We start from the raw sequence: 17249 nt of genomic DNA, 5'->3' as shown, positions 1-17249 counted from the left end.
GCTGAACACAGCATCAACGCGGGAAACCGCCGCAGCGAGGAGCACCATGTCATTTGGAAAGCGTGAATACGACCGCCAGAAGCCGGAAATTGATTTTCCGGACCACGAGGCACCCACTGATCTCCTGATCGAAGACATCGTGGTGGGCGACGGCCGCGAGGCCAAGGCCGGAGACACCGTCTCCACCCACTACGTGGGAGTTGCCTTTTCCACGGGTGAGGAATTCGACGCCTCGTGGAACCGCGGCACCCCGCTGGACTTCAAGGTAGGAGTCGGCCAGGTCATCCAGGGCTGGGACCAGGGCCTGCTGGGCATGAAGGTCGGCGGCCGCCGCCGGTTGGAAATCCCCGCCTCCATGGCGTACGGAGACCGCGGCGCCGGTTCGGCCGTGGCACCCGGAGAGTCCCTGATCTTCGTGGTTGACCTGCTGGGCGTCCGCTAATCCGGAACCCCGTCTCAAGGCGGGCCGGCAGCTGCACTGCAGCTGCCGGTCCGCCTTTTTGGTTCCCGCACTTCTGCATCCGGAACCCTGTGCGGTCCGCATCGTCCGGCGGAGCGCGGTAGATTGGCTTCCGTGTCCGCCAACAGAACCGAACGCCTCCTTAACCTCGTGATTGCCCTGCTGTCCACCCGCCGGGGCTTCACGAAGCACGAACTTTTCGAAGAGATTGAGCTGTACAGCGAAGCGCCGTCCACCGCTGCCCGTGAAAAACTCTTCGACCGGGACAAGGCCTTCCTGCGGGAGCAGGGCATCCCCGTGGAGTCCTACAGCGAGGAAACGCTCTACGACCAGGACAATTCCGTCCGCCGCTACCGCATACGTGCTGATCAGTACCGTCTCCCCGGCGTACGTTTCACACCTGAAGAATCAGCGGTCCTTGCCCTGGCCGCCGGCATGTGGGAGCAGGCCTCCCTGGGATCGGCGGCGGCACGGGCCCTGCGCAAGCTCCAGGCCCGCGGAGTGGAGGCCGAAGATGCTGCCGCCAGCGTGCTGCAGCCCCGGATCCGTACCAACGATCCGCATTTTGAGACGGTCTGGAAAGCCACCGTCACCCGTACGCCCATATCGTTTGGCTACCGCCCCGCGGACCGCATCCGCAGTGCCGGCGATGCCCCGACAAAACCCGTCCGGCGACGCAGCACTGTGCGCCATCTGCAGCCGTGGGGGATGGGCAGCCGGTTTGGCCACTGGTACGTCGTGGGATGGGACCTGGACCGGAAAGCTGAGCGGTTCTTTCGGCTCTCCCGCATGAGCGCACCGGTTACGCTCGGCGAAGGCAGTTATCAGGTTCCCGAAAGCTTCAGCATTGACGCGTCCCTGGCCTCGCTGGACTCGGTTTTTGCACCGGTTACGGCTGTGATCCGGGTCCGGGAGGGAGCGGCAGCGGAACTGCGCCTGCGGGCCGGCGCGGAACCGGCACCTGCGGAGCAGACCGGCTGGGAAGAACTGACGCTGACTGTCCCCGACCTGGATGCACTGGCGGCTGACACAGCGGCTCTGGGAGCCCGAGCCGTTGCCGTCCACCCGCCCGAATTCCGTTCAGCTGTTGCTGAACTGCTTCGTCTGGCACTGGAAGCACAGACCAAACCCGTTCCTGCGTTCACCCTGGCCCGGCGCGCTCCCGCGCCGGCGGCCAGTTCAACGGCCGCACAGAGCCATCTGACCCGTCTGCTGGATCTGGTGCCCTACGTGCTGGGGAATCAGGGCGCGGACCTGGAGGACACCGCACGCCGCTTTGGCGTCAGCCCGGCACAGCTGGCCACCGACCTGAACCTTCTCTTCGTGAGCGGACCGCGCCACTACCCCAACGGCCTCATGGACGTGAACTTCGAAAACGGCTCCATTTTCATCGACAATGCCGACGACCTGTCCGAACCGGTCCGCCTGGGCATGGATGAAGCGGCGGCGCTGATGGTGGGGCTGGAAACGCTGGCCGCCCTGCCCGGCGTCGGTGAGTCCCCGGCGCTGGCCAGCGCCCTGGAAAAACTGAGCGTTGCAGCTGGGGAGTCCGCACAGGCCGGCAGCACCGTCGCCGCGCGCCTGGCCGAGCCTGACCGCAGCGCAGCGGTCCTGAACACCCTGCAGCAGGCCATTGCCGGCCACCGGCAGCTGGACCTGCGGTACCTTGTGCCCAGCCGGGACGAGGTAACGGACCGCACCGTGGATCCGCGCCGGCTCTTCTCCGTGAACGATCTCTGGTATCTGGAGGCGTGGTGCCATCGATCCGAAGGCGTACGGAACTTCCGGGTGGACCGGATCCACCGGGTAACCGACAGCGGTCCGGCGTCCTGGCAGGCTCCGGCTGCCGACGCAGCCTTTCCGTCCGGCCTTTTCCGGCCGGGAGCGGAAGACGTCCTGGTCACCCTGGTCACCGGGCCTTCCGCCAGTTGGGTGGAAAGCGCGTACGACGCCGTCCGGCGCGCCGATTTGCCCCGCGGCCGCAGTGCCGTGGAACTGCGGGTGGGCAATACCCGGTGGATCCCGGGGTTCATCGCCCGGCAGGGAGGCAGCGTGGCTGTTGCCGCACCTCAGGACCTGCGCAGCGAAACCGCCGGGTGGCTGCGGGAGGCTCTGGAGAATTACGGGGCGGACCTGCAGGGGAGGTAGCCCGTGGGCGACGTGGGGGCCGGGAATGCGGGGCTTGGGGTTTCCGGCACTATGCTGGAACTATGCCTTGGTGGTCCTGGATTTTGATATGGGCGGCGCTGATCGTCGCCGCTGCAGCGTTTTACGCCCTGGTTGGCTGGCGGATTTTCCGCAAACTGATGGCCACGCTGCGTGAAGCGGAGGGCGCCGTCTCGGCACTGGGGGTTACAGCGCCCGCAGCCGTGGTGCCCGTGGCGGGAACGCCGGAGCAGGAACTTGGCATCTTCGATGATCCCATCCGTGCCAAGGCCCGCTACGAAGAAGGAAAAGAGTCGCGGAGGACCCGGCGCCGGGAGCGCCGGGTTGCCCGTCGCCTCGCCAACGGGCAGCCCCGCGCCCTGCGGGACTTCCCAGACCTCTGACGTAAACTGTCTCAAAACGAAAGGACACCGGCATGAACGGCATTCAAGGCTGGCATATAGTAATTCTGGTTATTCTGGCCCTCCTGCTCTTCGGCGCACCCAAGCTGCCCGGCCTTGCCCGCAGCATGGGACAGTCGCTGCGCATCTTCAAGTCCGAGGTCCGGCAAATGCAGGATGAAAGCAAGCCGGGCGCCACCCCTGAAGAACCGGTTGAGGGCCGCATCGTCAACAATCCCTCGGCCACCGGCACTCCCGCGAATCCGGTTCCGCCGGCAGCCCCCGGCACCCCCGCCAATCCGGGAACCGAGCACCGCCCCGCGGGTAATCCGCCCACCAGCCTGTAACGGCCGTGGCGCTGACCAAAGGGCGCAAAGCCAACCCGGAAGGGCGGATGGCCCTCAAGGACCATCTGCGTGAGGCCCGCAACCGCCTGTTCAAATCCGGCATCGCCGTGGTCCTGGGCACAGTGGCAGGTTTCTTCCTGTACATGCCGGCGTTCAACGCGCTCACCCGGCCGGTCCTGGACGTAGGCAACGAAGACGGGCGGTTTGCCACGATCAACTTCGAAGGGGTGGCAACACCCTTCGACCAGATGATCCAGGTATCCGTCTTCCTCGGGCTGCTGATGTCCTGCCCGGTATGGCTTTACCAGCTGTGGGCGTTCATTACGCCGGGACTGAAGACCAAGGAACGCCGCATGGCGCTGGGCTTCATGGCTGCGTCCGTACCCCTGTTCCTGGGCGGCGTGGCGCTGGCCTGGATTCTTCTGCCCAGTGCCATCGAGGTGCTGACCGGCTTCACCCCCGAGGGCAGCGCAAACGTGATCACAGCCAGCGTCTACCTGGCTTTCGTGCTTCGGCTCCTGCTGGCGTTTGGCATTGCATTCCTCATTCCCGTGGTGCTGGTGGGCCTGAACATGACAGGCATCCTGCCCGGCAAGCTCATCGTCAAGTACTGGCGGATCACCATCTTCCTGATCTGCGTCTTCGCTGCCATGGCGGCTCCGGGCGGCGACGCCCTCACGATGTTCTACATGGCTGCCCCGCTGTTGCTGCTCTTTGGGCTGGCCGTTGGGATCTGCCTCATCAATGACAAGCGCCGTGCCAAAAGGAACGCTGCCCGCGAGGCGGCCGTCAGCGCCTCCGTCGACACAGCAACACCGCTGGAAAACCTCTAGCACGGCTCAGCCGGGAAAAGCAGGCAAGCGATTTCAGCCCAAGGCGGAGCAGGAGCCCTATGGCGCCGCAGCGGCCGTGCAGAGTCTAGTCTGGAAACATGACTTCCCCGTCGGAGCGGTACCTGGCCGCGAAAGAACGTTCCGAGCACTCCAAGACCCGTTTGGCCGTCTTCGAGCAGCAGCTTGGCTTTGACCTTGATCCCTTCCAATCAGAGGCCTGCCGGTCCGTCGAATCCGGCCGCGGTGTCCTGGTTGCCGCACCGACCGGCGCCGGAAAAACCGTGGTGGGGGAGTTCGCCGTCTACATGGCCCTTGAACGCGGGCTGAAGGCGTTTTACACCACCCCGATCAAGGCCCTGAGCAACCAGAAATACCTCGAGCTGTCCGCATCCTACGGATCCGAGCGCGTGGGACTGCTTACCGGGGACACCAGCATCAATCCCGATGCCGACGTCGTCGTTATGACCACCGAGGTCCTGCGCAACATGCTGTACTCCAATTCGTCCACACTGGATGAGCTGGGCTATGTGGTGATGGATGAGGTGCACTACCTGGCCGACAGGTTCCGCGGCGCGGTGTGGGAAGAGGTCATCATCCACCTCAGTTCGGACGTGCAGCTGGTTTCGCTGAGCGCCACGGTCTCGAACGCCGAGGAATTCGGCGCGTGGCTGGACACTGTCCGGGGGGACACCGACGTCGTGGTCTCCGAACACCGGCCCGTTCCGCTGTGGCAGCACGTCATGGTGGGCCGGGACATCATGGACCTCTTCGAAGCCGATGTCTCCTTCGACGAGGCTGCGGAACCGGAGCAGCCCGCCGGCGTCCAGGAACGCTACCGGGTGAACCCCGAACTGCTGGAGCTCGCCCGCGCCGAATCCCGGATCAACCAGCGCGGCCACGGCGGACACTGGGGAGGCTCGCGCGGTTCCTCACGCAACGGCCACCGCGACGCGTCCCGGCGCGGCCGCTCCGGTCCGCCCATCAGCAGGATTCCGAAGGCTTCCCGTCCCGCGGTGATTTCCCAGCTGGACAAACGCGGACTGCTTCCGGCCATCACCTTCATCTTTTCCCGCAACGGCTGCGAAGGTGCAGTGCGCCAGTGCGTCGATTCCGGTCTTTGGCTGACCAGCGAGCCGGAACGGGCCGCCATTGCACGCATCGTGGACGAAGCCAGCCAGGACATCCCCGAGGATGACTTGGAAGTCCTGGGATTCTGGACGTGGCGGGAAGGCCTGATCCGCGGATTTGCCGCCCACCACGCCGGCATGCTGCCCACCTTCAAGGAGGTGGTGGAACGACTGTTCACCGCCGGGCTGGTCCGGGCGGTCTTTGCCACTGAAACCCTTGCCCTCGGCATCAACATGCCGGCCCGCACCGTTGTCTTGGAAAAGCTGGACAAGTTCAACGGCGAAGCCCATGTGGACATCACGGCGGGGGAGTACACCCAGCTCACGGGACGTGCCGGCCGCCGCGGCATCGACGTCGAAGGCCACGCCGTGGTGCTGTGGCAGCCCGGTACCGATCCGGCCGCCGTCGCAGGCCTGGCCTCCCGTCGGACCTACCCGCTGAACTCCAGCTTCCGCCCCACCTACAACATGAGTATCAACCTGATGGCGCAGTTCGGGCGGGAGCGGTCCCGGGAAATCCTGGAATCTTCCTTCGCCCAGTTCCAGGCCGACCGCTCCGTGGTGGGACTGGCCAAGCAGGTCCGCTCCCGGGAGGAATCCCTGGCCGGATATGAAAAGGCCATGACCTGCCACCTGGGCGACTTCACGGAGTACGCAGCCCTGCGCCGGGAACTGTCCGACCTCGAGACACAGGCCTCAAAGACACGGGCCCGCGACCGCCGCTCCGCGGTGGCAGCATCCCTGGACGGGCTGGTGCCGGGCGACGTCATTCTGATTCCCGGCGGCCGGAACTCCGGCTACGCCGTGGTGCTGCCGCAGGAATCCTCACCGGGCCGCGAGGCGCGAACCACGGTCCTGACCGAGGACAAGCAGGTCCGCCGAATCACCGCGCAGGAACTGGAAGGCGCGGTGGAAACGGTGTCACACATCCGAATTCCCAAATCCTTCAACTCACGGGTGACGAAGGACCGCCGGGACCTGGCATCCTCGGTCCGCAACGCCCTGCACGAGCACCGTCCGCCGCGGGCTTCCACCAAGCGCGGCGGAGCCCTCCACGTTGGCGGCGCCAGCCGGCAGGAGCAGGCCATCACCGAGCTGCGCCGGAAAATGCGGGCACATCCCTGCCACGGCTGCAGCGACCGGGAGAACCATGCACGCTGGGCCGAACGCTGGTGGAAACTGCGCCGCGAAACGGACAACTTGGTGGGCCAGATCCGCGGCCGCACCAACACCATCGCCAAGACCTTTGACCGTGTGTGCGATGTGCTGGGCCGGTACGGATATGTGGCTCCGGACGAAACCGGGCGCGTGGTGGTGACCCCGAACGGGCAGAAACTGCGCCGCATCTACGGCGAGAAGGACCTGCTGATAGCCCTGTCGCTGCAAAACGGGGCCTTTAACGACGTCGACGCTGCCGAGCTGGCAGCACTGGCCACCGCACTGGTGTACCAGGCAAAGCGGGAAGAGCGGGGGCTGCGTCCGAAGCTGCCCAGCATTTCTCTCGAGGTTGCCATGGATGTCATCGTTCGCCAGTGGTCCCAGCTGACCGACCTGGAAGAGTCCGAACGGCTGCCCCAAACCGGTGAGCCGGACCTCGGCCTGGTGTGGCCCATGTACAAGTGGGCCAAGGGAAAGCACCTTCAGCTGGCCCTGAACGGCACCGAACTTGCTGCCGGAGACTTTGTCCGGTGGACCAAACAGGTGATTGACCTGCTCGACCAAATGGCCAAGGTGCCGGACCTGCCCGCAGGCCTGCGCCGGCGCTGCATTGACGCCATCGGGCTGATCCGCCGCGGCGTGGTCGCCTATTCGGCGGTCAGCGAGTAAACCCGATCCTCCCGCCCGCCGGCTTCCCCGGCGGGCACCCCTCCTCAACCGCGTCCGTTGCCGGTGTGAGGCAGAATAGTCCAGCACTACAGAAAACAGGTAAGTCCTTGAATGCCAATCCCGCCCCCAGCAGCCCGAAGCTGACGTTGTACCGCAACGGATCCGTCTACAGTGCCGCGGACCCGTTTGCCACAGCAATGCTGGTGGAAGGGGACACTGTGGCCTGGGTTGGATCCGAGCAGGCCGCCGCCTCACTGCAGGACAGCCGCATGGACGTGGTTGATCTGGGCGGCGCACTGATCACGCCGGGCTTCGTGGACGCACATGCGCACATCACCGAAACCGGCGCAGCGCTCTCTTCACTTGACCTGACGAACGCAGCGTCGCTCACCGAGCTCCTGGACCTGGTGGCCCGGGCGGCTGCCGGCACTGAAGGGCTGATCGTGGGTTACGGATGGGACGAGTCGTCCTGGCCCGAACGCAGAGTTCCCACAGCCGCCGAACTTGATGCCGCTTCGGGGTCACGCCCCGTGTACCTTGCACGCACGGATGTGCACTGTGCCGTGGTTTCCGGAACCCTCGCAGCCGCGCTGAACCTGGCCGCTCACGACGGGTGGGACAACGGCTTTGTGGTGCGTGCAGCGCACACCCTGGCCCGGACCGCGTCCCGTTCCCTGGATCTCGTCCAGCGCTCCCGCTACCAGCAGGCTGCGCTGAAGCATGCCGCCGCGCGGGGCATCATCGCCGTCACCGAGATGGCAGCCCCGCATATTTCTCCGGTGGAAGACCTGCGCCAGTTGATGGGGTTGGACGGGTCGCTCGGTGCCGGCCCGCTGCCCGAGGTGCTGCCTTACTGGGGGCAGCTCGTCCAGTCCGAGTCAGAATTGGCCGAGGTCACGGCACCGTTCGAAGGCAGGCTCCGCGGACTCGCCGGAGACCTGAACATGGACGGCTCCATCGGCGCCCGGACAGCAGCGCTGCGGACTCCCTACACGGATGCCCCCGAGACCAGCGGCACCCTGTACCTGACCGCTGAACAGGCCGGACGCCATTTGGAGCTGGCAACCCGGGCAGGATTGCAGGGTGGTTTTCACGTTATCGGAGACGCCGGCCTGGACACGGTCCTTGCGGGGCTCCGAATCGCCGCGGAAGCTGTGGGGGAGGAGCGGATCCGCGCGTCCCACCACCGGTTGGAGCATGTGGAGATGGCCGACGACGCCGCGATCGCCGAGATGGTCCGCTACGGTGTCATTGCCAGCATGCAGCCGGGATTCGATGCCGCTTGGGGCAGCGACGGCGGACTCTATGAGCAGCGGCTGGGGGAGCGCAGCAGCTCCATGAACCGGTTTGCGTCCCTGCTCTCTGCCGGCGTGCTGGTCGCCCTGGGCTCCGACGGTCCGGTTATGCCGCTGGATCCCTGGGCTGCTGTCCGGGCTGCAGTTTTCCATTCCAATGCAGCGGAACGCATTTCCTCACGTGCCGCCTTCATCGGTCACACCCGGGCGGGATGGCGTGCCGCAGGATCGGGGAATTTCATGCTGGGGCAGCTGGCACCGGGCGCCCCCGCCTCCTATGCCGTGTGGGAGGTTGAAGAATTGATGGTCCAGACCCCTGAAGGCAAGGGTGCGGCGTGGAGCACTGATCCGCGAGCGGGAACCCCGCTGCTGCCGGCCCTGGATACAGCTCACCAGCCGCGCTGCCTGCTGACCGTGCACAACGGCACAGAACTCTACCGGTCAGTAGGTTTTTAGGATCTGCCAGCCGCAAACGACTCGGCGGCTCGCCCGCGTGACCTGCACTAACAAGTAAGAGCCCTAGTCAGAGGCTTGTTGACACATTCGTGACAACACGTAGGCTAGGGGAATCGCGGCGGGCCCTCGGGAAACTGAACCCGCCGTGCGCGCAAAATAATGCGTGCGAAGTGTTGAGCACTGCAGGTACAGAGTGCGCATCAGGGGCAGTTTCAGCCGTCAGTAGAAAACAGTTCCGGCCTCGGCCGGTTCTGGCCCGAAGGCGGATGAGGCTGCCCCTCTGCGTGCACCGGGGCAGGGTATGTGACCGGCACTGCACCGGCATTTGCAATGGCTGGGCACGCGGGACCCATATACTGGGAAGTCTTGTCGGGGTAAGAACCCCAGTGGCTGCGTTCTTCGCGGCCTGTCCCCAATGAAAGGCAACCTGAGTGCGCGTCCTGACCATCATCCCGACCTACAACGAAATCGAATCGCTTCCCAAGACGCTTCAGCGGCTGCGGCTGGCGGTGCCGGATTCGGATGTGCTGATCGCGGACGATAACAGCCCCGACGGCACCGGCGCCTATGCGGACGAGATTGCCGCCAAGGACCCCCAGGTGCACGTTCTGCACCGGAAGGGCAAAGAAGGGCTCGGCGCCGCGTACATCGCCGGCTTCCGGTGGGGTCTGGAGCGGGACTACGACATCCTCGTTGAAATGGACGCCGACGGATCGCATAAGCCCGAGCAGCTGCCGTTGCTGCTGGCTGCCGCGGAAAGCGGTGCTGACCTGGTGATCGGTTCACGCTGGGTGCCGGGCGGCTCCGTCGTCAACTGGCCCCTGCACCGCAAGATCCTGTCCCGGGGAGGAAGCACCTATTCGCGCCTCATGCTGGGAATCGGAGTCCGCGACATCACGGCAGGTTTCCGGGCTTTCCGACGAACCACGCTGGAAAAGCTGGACCTCAGCGCCGTGGAGTCCGTGGGCTACGGCTTCCAGGTGGACATGACCTTCCGTGTCGCCCAGCTGGGACTTCGGATCCAGGAAGTTCCGATTACGTTTGTGGAGCGAGAATTCGGTGCTTCCAAGATGAGCGGCAACATCGTCTTTGAAGCCATCGCCAATGTCACGAAGTGGGGCCTCGGCGCCCGCTGGAACAAGCTGACGCGCCGCGGCTAGGACCGGCTGTTAACAGAAGAGGGAGGGCGGTTGCCGTACGGCAACCGCCCTCCCTCTTCTGTTAGGTCCGCACCAGCGGGCCGGTGACCTTACTTCGAGGCTGAAGTGCGCTCTCCGCGCCGCTCCCGAAGGATGGTCAGACGATCCTGGAGAATCGTTTCCAGTTCCTCAATGCTGCGCCGTTCCAGCAGCATGTCCCAGTGGGTGCGCACCGGCTTGTCATTGCTGGTGTCCGGCTTCTCGCCGTCTACCAGGAGGGCTTCCTTACCGGTCTTGGATACCCACACCGGGGGAACGTCGGCCTCGGCGGCGAACGTCACGAATACCCGTTCGCCGTCCTCGCAGCGGTATTCCACCCGCTGGCGGGGAGCCGGCTCTACGCCGGATTCAGTCTCCATGCTCTGCGCGCCAAGGCGCATACCCCGCAGGCTGCGATCGCTCATCTTTTCTCCCTCTTCAGTCCGAAGGATCCCGGAGGATCCATCTGTAGTGCTGTTGGTACCGTTCCGCCCCGGTACCGTCAAAAGTTTGTGCCGCACGCCGGCTTGGACGCGTTCGGAGCGTTCGAACCGATGTGCCGTCCCGAAGGCGGCCCACTGGAGTCAACGCGGATGGCGTGCGGAATGTTCCGTCACGTTGTCCGCGGGGTGTCTCCAGGGGCGGGCCAAAGGGAAGACCCCGGCAAACAACCAATTATACCGGGCGCCGGCGCTTTGCCGTAACCGTCCGGTTAGAGAGCGGCGTCGGGGGAGTCGGCGAGGGTGGGAGAGGTCGGAGAGGTTGCAGTGACCGGAGCCGTCTTGGCCGCTGCCGTGCCCTCACCGGCGGGAGCAGTGTGTCCGGTGCCGTTCGAGGTGCCGTTCGACGAGCCGTTGGCAGAGAAGCTGTCCGGCACATAATTACCCAGGGCACTGCCCACGCCCTTGAGCGCTTCACCCAGCTCGCTGGGAATGATCCACATCTTGTTGGAGGTTCCCTCAGCAAGCTTCGGCAGAGTCTGCAGGTACTGGTAGGCCAGGAGCTTCTGGTCCGGGTTCCCCTTATGGATGGCCTCGAAAACCTTGGCGATAGCCTGTGATTCACCGTCGGCCCGGAGGATATCAGCCTTGGCATCACCTTCGGCGGCAAGGATGGCGGCCTGCCGGCGGCCTTCCGCGTTCAGGATCTGTGCCTGCTTGGTACCTTCGGCCGTCAGAATGGTGGCACGGCGTTCACGCTCGGCGCGCATCTGCTTTTCCATGGAGTCCTGGATCGACAGGGGCGGTTCAATGGCTTTGAGCTCAACACGGGAAACACGGATGCCCCAGCGGCCGGTCGCCTCGTCGAGGACGCCGCGCAGCTGGCCGTTGATGCGGTCACGCGAGGTCAGCGCCTCTTCCAGGTTCAGGCCGCCGACGACGTTGCGCAGCGTCGTGGTGGTGAGCTGCTCGACAGCGTGGATGTAGTTGGCAATCTCGTAGGTGGCGGCGCGCGGATCGGTGACCTGGAAGTAGACGACGGTGTCAATGGACACCACCAGGCTGTCTTCAGTGATTACCTGCTGCGGCGGGAAGGAGACGACCTGTTCGCGGAGGTCCAGCAGCGGCAGCAGCCGGTCCACGAACGGAATGAGGATGGTTAGGCCCGGGTTTAGCGTCCGCTGGTACTTTCCCAGCCGTTCAACAACGCCGGCGCGTGCCTGCGGAATGATCTTGACCGATTTCACCAGGATGACCAGGACAAAAATTATCAGGACAGCCAGAATGATGATGAGGCCGGTTGCTCCGGAACTCATATTCCCCCTTCAGGTTTTGGCCTGCCCGTACGGGCAGGCCTGGTTTTCTGTTGGCGGCATCTGCCGCCGGAATCTTTGGTTGTGCCTTAGCGCTGGACTCCGGGGTCTTCTGTTGATTCCCCGTCGGAACTGGTGTCGGTGGCATGTGCACCGCCGGGAGCAGCCACGACGACGGCGGTGGCTCCGTCAATGCGGGTCACCAGCGCCGGTGCGCCGGCAGTGAGGCTGGAACCGTCCGGAGTGCGGGCTGTCCAGATGTCGCCGCCGATCTTGACCGTCCCTGCGGACCCGGACACGGTTTCAAGGGTGACCGCGGGCTCGCCGATGAGCCGGTCGATGTTGGACCGCCGGTCCTTGGGGCCGCGTTCCAGATGTTTCAGCGCTATGGGCCGGACAAGGACGATCATCAGCAGCGCCACAATGCAGAAAACCACCACCTGCAGGAACAGGGGCGCACCAAATACGGCTGTCATCATGGCGGCAAGGGCGCCCACGGACAGCATGGCGAAGAACAGGTCCAGCGTCAGCGTTTCAATGGCGGCCAGGGCCAGGAAAAGTACCAGCCAAACGGCCCAGCCGTAGTCGAGCATCCATTGGTATACGTCCTGCATGTCAGTCCCCTTCGGCTCCGCCGGATGCGGTACAGCGGCGGTTGGAGTGTACGGGCGGTGTTGCCCATTGTGCCTGATGCGGCCGGATTAAGTCCGGTGGACACCGTTTGATGGGTATAACGTTTGGGTGCCGCTTTCCGTGTCAGCCATCATAGTGCCGCACCACGGGGGTGTCAGGCGGCGCGGAACAGTTGCAGTGAGAAGGAAGCAGTCACCGGGATGGATTCCGGGAGTTCCGCCAAATTGTTCCTGAGCAAGTCCCGGTCCAGGTGCCGGGCCGAAGGCCCCATGAGGGCCACATTGCGAATGTCCGCCGCGCTGAGGTCCATGGAGTATGTGCAGTGCCGGGTCTGCTCCGCCCGGAAGTGGTCCTTCACCGCCGCCGCTACCCGGGTCTCCTTCTCGTCGCCGATGTCCAGCATCCCGGCCAAACTGCGAATTTCCTGCAGATGCTCCGGCTGCGGCGTGACAACCGCCAGGATTCCGTTCCCGGCCAGGACGCGGCGGAACTCCGGGACATTGCGCGGTGCAAACACATTAAGGACCGCATCCACTGACGCGTCACCGAGCGGAAGAGGGCGCCACACGTCCCAGACAAGGCAGGTGGCCGCCGGCAGCGCCCGGGCCGCACGGCGAAGGGCGAACTTTGAGATGTCCAGTGCCACTGCAGCTGTGCCGGGAAGGGCCTGGCTCACAGTGCCTAGGTAGTAGCCCGTGCCGGCGCCGGCATCGAGGACTGTCCGTGCACCCGGAACCGCATCCGCAACCATTCGGGCTAATTCCTGCGCCATGGGGCGGTAATGGGCGGCTGCAAGGAAATCCACCCGCGCCTGCACCATTTCTGCGGTGTCGGCAGCGAATTTTGTGCCGCTGCCTGTCAGCAGGTTGAAGTAGCCCTGGCGTGCGGCGTCGTAGCGGTGCCCGCCGGGACAGGTAAGGCTGTGTCCCTGGTCCGTCCCCGCAGAAGACAGCGGCCCGCGGCAGACCGGGCACAGCAGCAGGGGAGGCTTTACAGAAGGCATCCCTCTATCTTAGGTGCGGTCCGGGACGTGCTGCCGTCACGTTCCGGACCGGCATCGGTAGTAGGCTCAAGCGCGTGAAACCATGTGATCTGGATCTCCTGACCTCCGTCTCTGCTCCTACCATTCATCCGGACGGCACGCACGCCGTGGTGTCTGCCACCAGACCCGATTTCGCGGCCGATGCCTACGTGGGCCAACTCTGGTCTGTGCCTCTGGGCGGCGGAGGCACGCCGCGGCGCCTGACCAGAGGTTTTTCCGACACCCAGCCGCAGTTTTCACCCGACGGGGATATGCTCGCTTTCCTGCGTTCGGCCCCCGGGAGCAAGCCGCAGATCTTCGCGGTTCCGGCGGCAGGAGGTGAGCCTGTGCAGCTTACCGATGCCAAAATGGGCGTGACCTGGTTCCGTTTTTCCCCGAATTCCGCACAGATGGTGTTCACCTCAAGGGTTCCCGTTCACGGCAGGTACGGAACGGTCGACGGCATCGCCGCAGGTGCGGAGGATCCGCGCCTTATCAGCAGCTTCAAATACCGGGCTAACGGTGCCGGCTACACAGCGGACAAACGGATGCAGGCGTTCCTGCTCGATGTGCCGGCGCTGGATGCCGAGCCGTGGATTGAGCCTGCGGGGCGGGTGAAGGAATCCCTCGGCGAGAATGCCGCTGCCGGCCGGTTCCCCGCTGCCCGGCAGCTCACGAACGCCGACGCCGATACTTCCGCACCTGTTTTCTCGGCGGACGGCAAGCGCATTCTGTTTACCTCGTCGCTTCATGACACCGCTGATGAGGACCTGGTATCCGACGTCTACTCCCTCGAACTGTCCGGCGGAGAGCCGGAACGCCTCACCAATCCGGGCGGTGCGGCCTCTCTGGGTGCCACGTCCCCAACACCGAGCGACGACGGTGAATGGCTGTTCTTCCTGGCCTCGGAGCTTTCCGCGTCCGGCACTGATTTCGTGGCCCGCAACACCTCGCTGTACGTCATGCCGTCGGACGGTTCGGCACCTGCCCGCCGGCTCACCGAGCCGGAGACAATCGACCTGGCGGAGGGCGGCATCGTTCCCGCCGGGGGTTCAGCGGTTCTGGTTTTCAACCGAACCCGGGGCAGCGTGGAGCTGCTGCGGGTTGATGCCCAAGGCGAACAGGAGGTGCTTGTTACCGGTCCCCGTGTAATCCAGGGCGCAGCGGCAGCTGCAGGCGCCGTCGTCGTCAGCTATGCCGACGCGCGGACCATGGGGGACGCGGCCGTGCTGGACGCGGGAGGGCTGGACACGGGAGGGCTCCGGACACTGACGGATTTCTCCGTGCCGCTGCGTTCGCAGACGCGGCTGGCCCCTCTGGCGGAGCAGACGCATCCGTCCCGGGACGGTTACCCGGTACACGGCTGGGTGGCCCTGCCCGAAGGCCCCGGCCCGCATCCGGTGCTGCTTAATATCCACGGCGGACCGTTCGCCCAGTTTGACTGTGCCTACTTCGACGAAGCGCAGGCCTACGCAGCCGCCGGTTACGCGGTGGTCCAGTGCAACCCGCGCGGATCGGCCGGGTACGGGCAGGAACACGGCCGGGTGATCAAGGAAGCCATGGGTACCGTGGACTTGGATGACGTCCTGTCCTTCCTGGAAGGGGTGCTCCGGGACCATCCGGAACTGGACAGTGAACGGTTGGGAGTGATGGGCGGATCCTACGGCGGCTACCTCAGCGCATGGACCATCGCCAATGACCACAGGTTCACCGCCGCCATTGTGGAACGCGGGTTCCTGGATCCGCTGTCCTTCATCGGCTCTGCCGATATTGGATGGTTCTTCAGTGCCGCCTACACCGGTGGGGACCCTGCCAAAGTCCTGGCACAGAGCCCGATGGCCCGGGTGGGAGACGTCCGGGCGCCCACCCTGGTCATCCATTCAGAAGAGGATTTGCGCTGTCCGGTGGAGCAGGCACAGCGTTATTACACGGCGTTGAAGCAGCACGGGGTTGCCACGGAACTGTTGCTGTTTCCGGGTGAGAACCACGAGCTCTCCCGTGCAGGAACTCCCTGGCACCGGAGGCAGCGTTTTGAGCACATCCTGCGCTGGTGGGCGCGGTGGCTGCCGACGCCGGGGAACCCGGGGGAGCCGGCCGGACCGGCGGACGCCGTCGGGCTCTAGACGCTCCTAGAAACCCAACCCGCGCCGGGCCTCGTCGATGGAGGGCGAGGCCCAGCGGCGCAGGTATTCCGCGTTGCTGCACAACGAGCGGGTCAGGACTTTGTCGACGTACACCGTGCCGCCCAGATGGTCCGTTTCATGCTGAACAATCCGTGCCTGCCAGCCCTGGAAGGTGCGTTCAACGGAAGTTCCGCCGGTATCGGTGTATTGCAGGGAAACGGACCGGTACCGCGGAACAACGCCCTGGTAGCCGTTGAAGGACAGGCAGCCCTCGTAAAACTCAACGGTTTCGGGCCCGGCCGGTTGGTAGGCCGGATTGATAATCGTGAAGAAGGCCAGGGGAAGCCGTTCACGCAGATCGGTGAGCTCGGGATCCTCGAAGGTGTCTTCCAGTACTGCAACCTGCAGCGGGATGCCCAGCTGCGGGGCGGCGAGGCCCACCCCGGGGGCAGCATGCATAACCCGGCGCATCAGAGAAATGAAGGCAGCCAGTTCACCGTCGTCGAGCTGGCCGTCGTAGGGGAGCGCAGGCTGTCGAAGGGCCGGATGGCCCAGCTGTACGATCGGCGGCAGATCCGTTTCCAGCAGGGGCAGGACAAGATCGCGGATGAGTGAAGTTTCTGTGGGCACCGCCCCATCCTAATTGCTTCCACCATTCTCACGGCGGCAATGCCCCGGTAAGCTCGGGCCACCATGACAGAACAGCAGCCATATCAGGTCCTGGCGGTTCTCCCCGGCTTCGAGCTGCGGAACTACCCAGCCCACCTGGTGGCACAGGTAACAGTCCATTCGTCTATCGAAGCGGCGGGCAACGCTGCGTTCCGATACCTGTTCGGCTACATCAGCGGGAAGAATCTGTCCAACCCTTCGGACCCGTCGCAGGACCCCGCGATTTATCCGATGCCGGTGAAGATTCCCATGACCGCGCCGGTGGTATTGCATCCTCAGGCCCTGGACGAGACGTACACCGTGGCCTTTGTGCTTCCGGAAACCCTGTCCACTGATACGGCCCCTGACCCGGATGATCCCGCCGTGACCATTGTCGCGATACCGGAAAGCCGGGGAGCGGCAGCCTCGTTTTCAGGCCGATGGACGTCACGCAACTATCTGGACCACGCCGCGGCATTGGGGGAGGCGGTGAGCGCTGCGGGTTTGACTCCGCTGGGGCCGCCGCGCTTTGCCCTGTTTGACCCGCCGTACAGGCCGTGGTTCCTACGCCGGAACGAAGTGGTCCAAACGGTGGAGTGAAACACGCGGCGCGGCGGGCAAAAAAATACCCGGTTTGGATGCCACGGCAACGCCGTCGACTTCCAAACCGGGCCAGAGGCTGAAGACTTAGCCTTCGCAGTCCACGCAGTACTTGTCGCCGTTCTTTTCCTTGGCGATCTGTGAGCGGTGGCGTACCAGGAAGCAGGACATGCAGGTGAACTCGTCAGCCTGTGCCGGGACAACCTTGATGAGCAGTTCTTCGCCGGACAAATCCGCACCGGGAAGTTCGAAACCGTCGATGGCATCCGTTTCGTCAGCAACGTCGCGAACGGCCGTCATGGCGCCGCCGCGCTGCTGTGCTTTCAGCCCTTCAAGGGAGTCGCTTGGACGGTCTTCTTCCTTGACGCGCGGAGCATCGTAATCAGTAGCCATGTGTTGTGC

The 17249-nt window shown here is 64.8% G+C and carries 16 protein-coding genes; 10 read left to right on the top strand and 6 right to left on the bottom strand.

The genetic code is table 11. From position 1 onward, the window contains the following. Window positions 1-46 precede the first annotated feature (46 nt). The 8 genes from CXR03_RS09630 to CXR03_RS09595 all read left to right on the top strand — a co-directional run bounded on the left by CXR03_RS09630 (window position 47) and on the right by CXR03_RS09595 (window position 10051). Window positions 47-442: an FKBP-type peptidyl-prolyl cis-trans isomerase gene (locus CXR03_RS09630; protein ID WP_104054257.1), complete on the top strand. Its 396-nt coding sequence runs from the start codon at window positions 47-49 to the stop codon at window positions 440-442. A 132-nt stretch (window positions 443-574) separates the two neighbouring features. Further along, complete coding sequence (locus tag CXR03_RS09625; RefSeq protein WP_146070478.1) at window positions 575-2608, top strand: YafY family protein; 2034 nt, start codon at window positions 575-577, stop codon at window positions 2606-2608. Window positions 2609-2670: 62 nt separating this feature from the next. After that, a complete protein-coding gene (locus tag CXR03_RS09620; RefSeq protein ID WP_104103593.1) occupies window positions 2671-3009 on the top strand; it encodes a hypothetical protein in 339 nt (112 codons plus the stop codon). A gap of 32 nt (window positions 3010-3041) precedes the next feature. After that, on the top strand, window positions 3042-3353 hold the full coding sequence (gene tatA / locus CXR03_RS09615; protein ID WP_104103592.1) for a Sec-independent protein translocase subunit TatA: 312 nt from the start codon (window positions 3042-3044) through the stop codon (window positions 3351-3353). Between the two features lie 5 nt (window positions 3354-3358). Next, on the top strand, window positions 3359-4186 hold the full coding sequence (tatC, locus tag CXR03_RS09610) for a twin-arginine translocase subunit TatC (RefSeq protein ID WP_104054261.1): 828 nt from the start codon (window positions 3359-3361) through the stop codon (window positions 4184-4186). Between the two features lie 98 nt (window positions 4187-4284). Next, the gene (locus CXR03_RS09605; protein WP_104103591.1) at window positions 4285-7140 is read left to right on the top strand and encodes an RNA helicase; all 2856 of its coding nucleotides are present in this window, start codon (window positions 4285-4287) and stop codon (window positions 7138-7140) included. A 107-nt stretch (window positions 7141-7247) separates the two neighbouring features. Then, complete coding sequence (locus CXR03_RS09600; protein WP_258073581.1) at window positions 7248-8891, top strand: amidohydrolase; 1644 nt, start codon at window positions 7248-7250, stop codon at window positions 8889-8891. 431 nt (window positions 8892-9322) lie between these two features. Further along, a complete protein-coding gene (locus tag CXR03_RS09595) occupies window positions 9323-10051 on the top strand; it encodes a polyprenol monophosphomannose synthase (protein WP_104103590.1) in 729 nt (242 codons plus the stop codon). Between the two features lie 89 nt (window positions 10052-10140). Here CXR03_RS09595 and CXR03_RS09590 read toward each other — a convergent pair whose 3' ends face one another. The 4 genes from CXR03_RS09590 to CXR03_RS09575 all read right to left on the bottom strand — a co-directional run bounded on the left by CXR03_RS09590 (window position 10141) and on the right by CXR03_RS09575 (window position 13458). Beyond that, the gene (locus tag CXR03_RS09590; RefSeq protein ID WP_104054264.1) at window positions 10141-10494 is read right to left on the bottom strand and encodes an RNA polymerase-binding protein RbpA; all 354 of its coding nucleotides are present in this window, start codon (window positions 10492-10494) and stop codon (window positions 10141-10143) included. A gap of 287 nt (window positions 10495-10781) precedes the next feature. Then, a complete protein-coding gene (locus CXR03_RS09585) occupies window positions 10782-11825 on the bottom strand; it encodes an SPFH domain-containing protein (RefSeq protein WP_104103589.1) in 1044 nt (347 codons plus the stop codon). 86 nt (window positions 11826-11911) lie between these two features. Further along, entirely contained in the window at window positions 11912-12436 is a 525-nt protein-coding gene (locus CXR03_RS09580; RefSeq protein WP_104103588.1) for an NfeD family protein, read from the bottom strand. Between the two features lie 173 nt (window positions 12437-12609). Further along, entirely contained in the window at window positions 12610-13458 is an 849-nt protein-coding gene (locus CXR03_RS09575) for a putative RNA methyltransferase (RefSeq protein WP_104103587.1), read from the bottom strand. A 74-nt stretch (window positions 13459-13532) separates the two neighbouring features. Here CXR03_RS09575 and CXR03_RS09570 point away from each other — a divergent pair, with 74 nt between their 5' ends. Continuing rightward, the gene (locus tag CXR03_RS09570; RefSeq protein ID WP_104103583.1) at window positions 13533-15599 is read left to right on the top strand and encodes a S9 family peptidase; all 2067 of its coding nucleotides are present in this window, start codon (window positions 13533-13535) and stop codon (window positions 15597-15599) included. 6 nt (window positions 15600-15605) lie between these two features. Here CXR03_RS09570 and CXR03_RS09565 read toward each other — a convergent pair whose 3' ends face one another. Then, entirely contained in the window at window positions 15606-16229 is a 624-nt protein-coding gene (locus CXR03_RS09565; protein ID WP_104103581.1) for a peptide deformylase, read from the bottom strand. 63 nt (window positions 16230-16292) lie between these two features. Here CXR03_RS09565 and CXR03_RS09560 point away from each other — a divergent pair, with 63 nt between their 5' ends. Continuing rightward, entirely contained in the window at window positions 16293-16847 is a 555-nt protein-coding gene (locus tag CXR03_RS09560) for a heme-binding protein (RefSeq protein WP_104103580.1), read from the top strand. A gap of 87 nt (window positions 16848-16934) precedes the next feature. On the opposite strand, the gene CXR03_RS09555 is transcribed toward CXR03_RS09560, so the two are convergent. Continuing rightward, window positions 16935-17240 carry a DUF4193 domain-containing protein gene (locus tag CXR03_RS09555; RefSeq protein ID WP_104054271.1) on the bottom strand — a complete coding sequence of 102 codons (306 nt, stop codon included), beginning with the start codon at window positions 17238-17240 and terminating at the stop codon, window positions 16935-16937. Window positions 17241-17249 lie beyond the last annotated feature (9 nt).

This window comes from Arthrobacter sp. 08Y14 (assembly GCF_002929455.1).
Taxonomy (GTDB): Bacteria; Actinomycetota; Actinomycetes; order Actinomycetales; family Micrococcaceae; genus Arthrobacter_B; species Arthrobacter_B sunyaminii.
The sequence above is the reverse complement of the archived record's forward strand: the minus strand, read 5'-3'. Positions and strand labels throughout refer to the sequence as shown.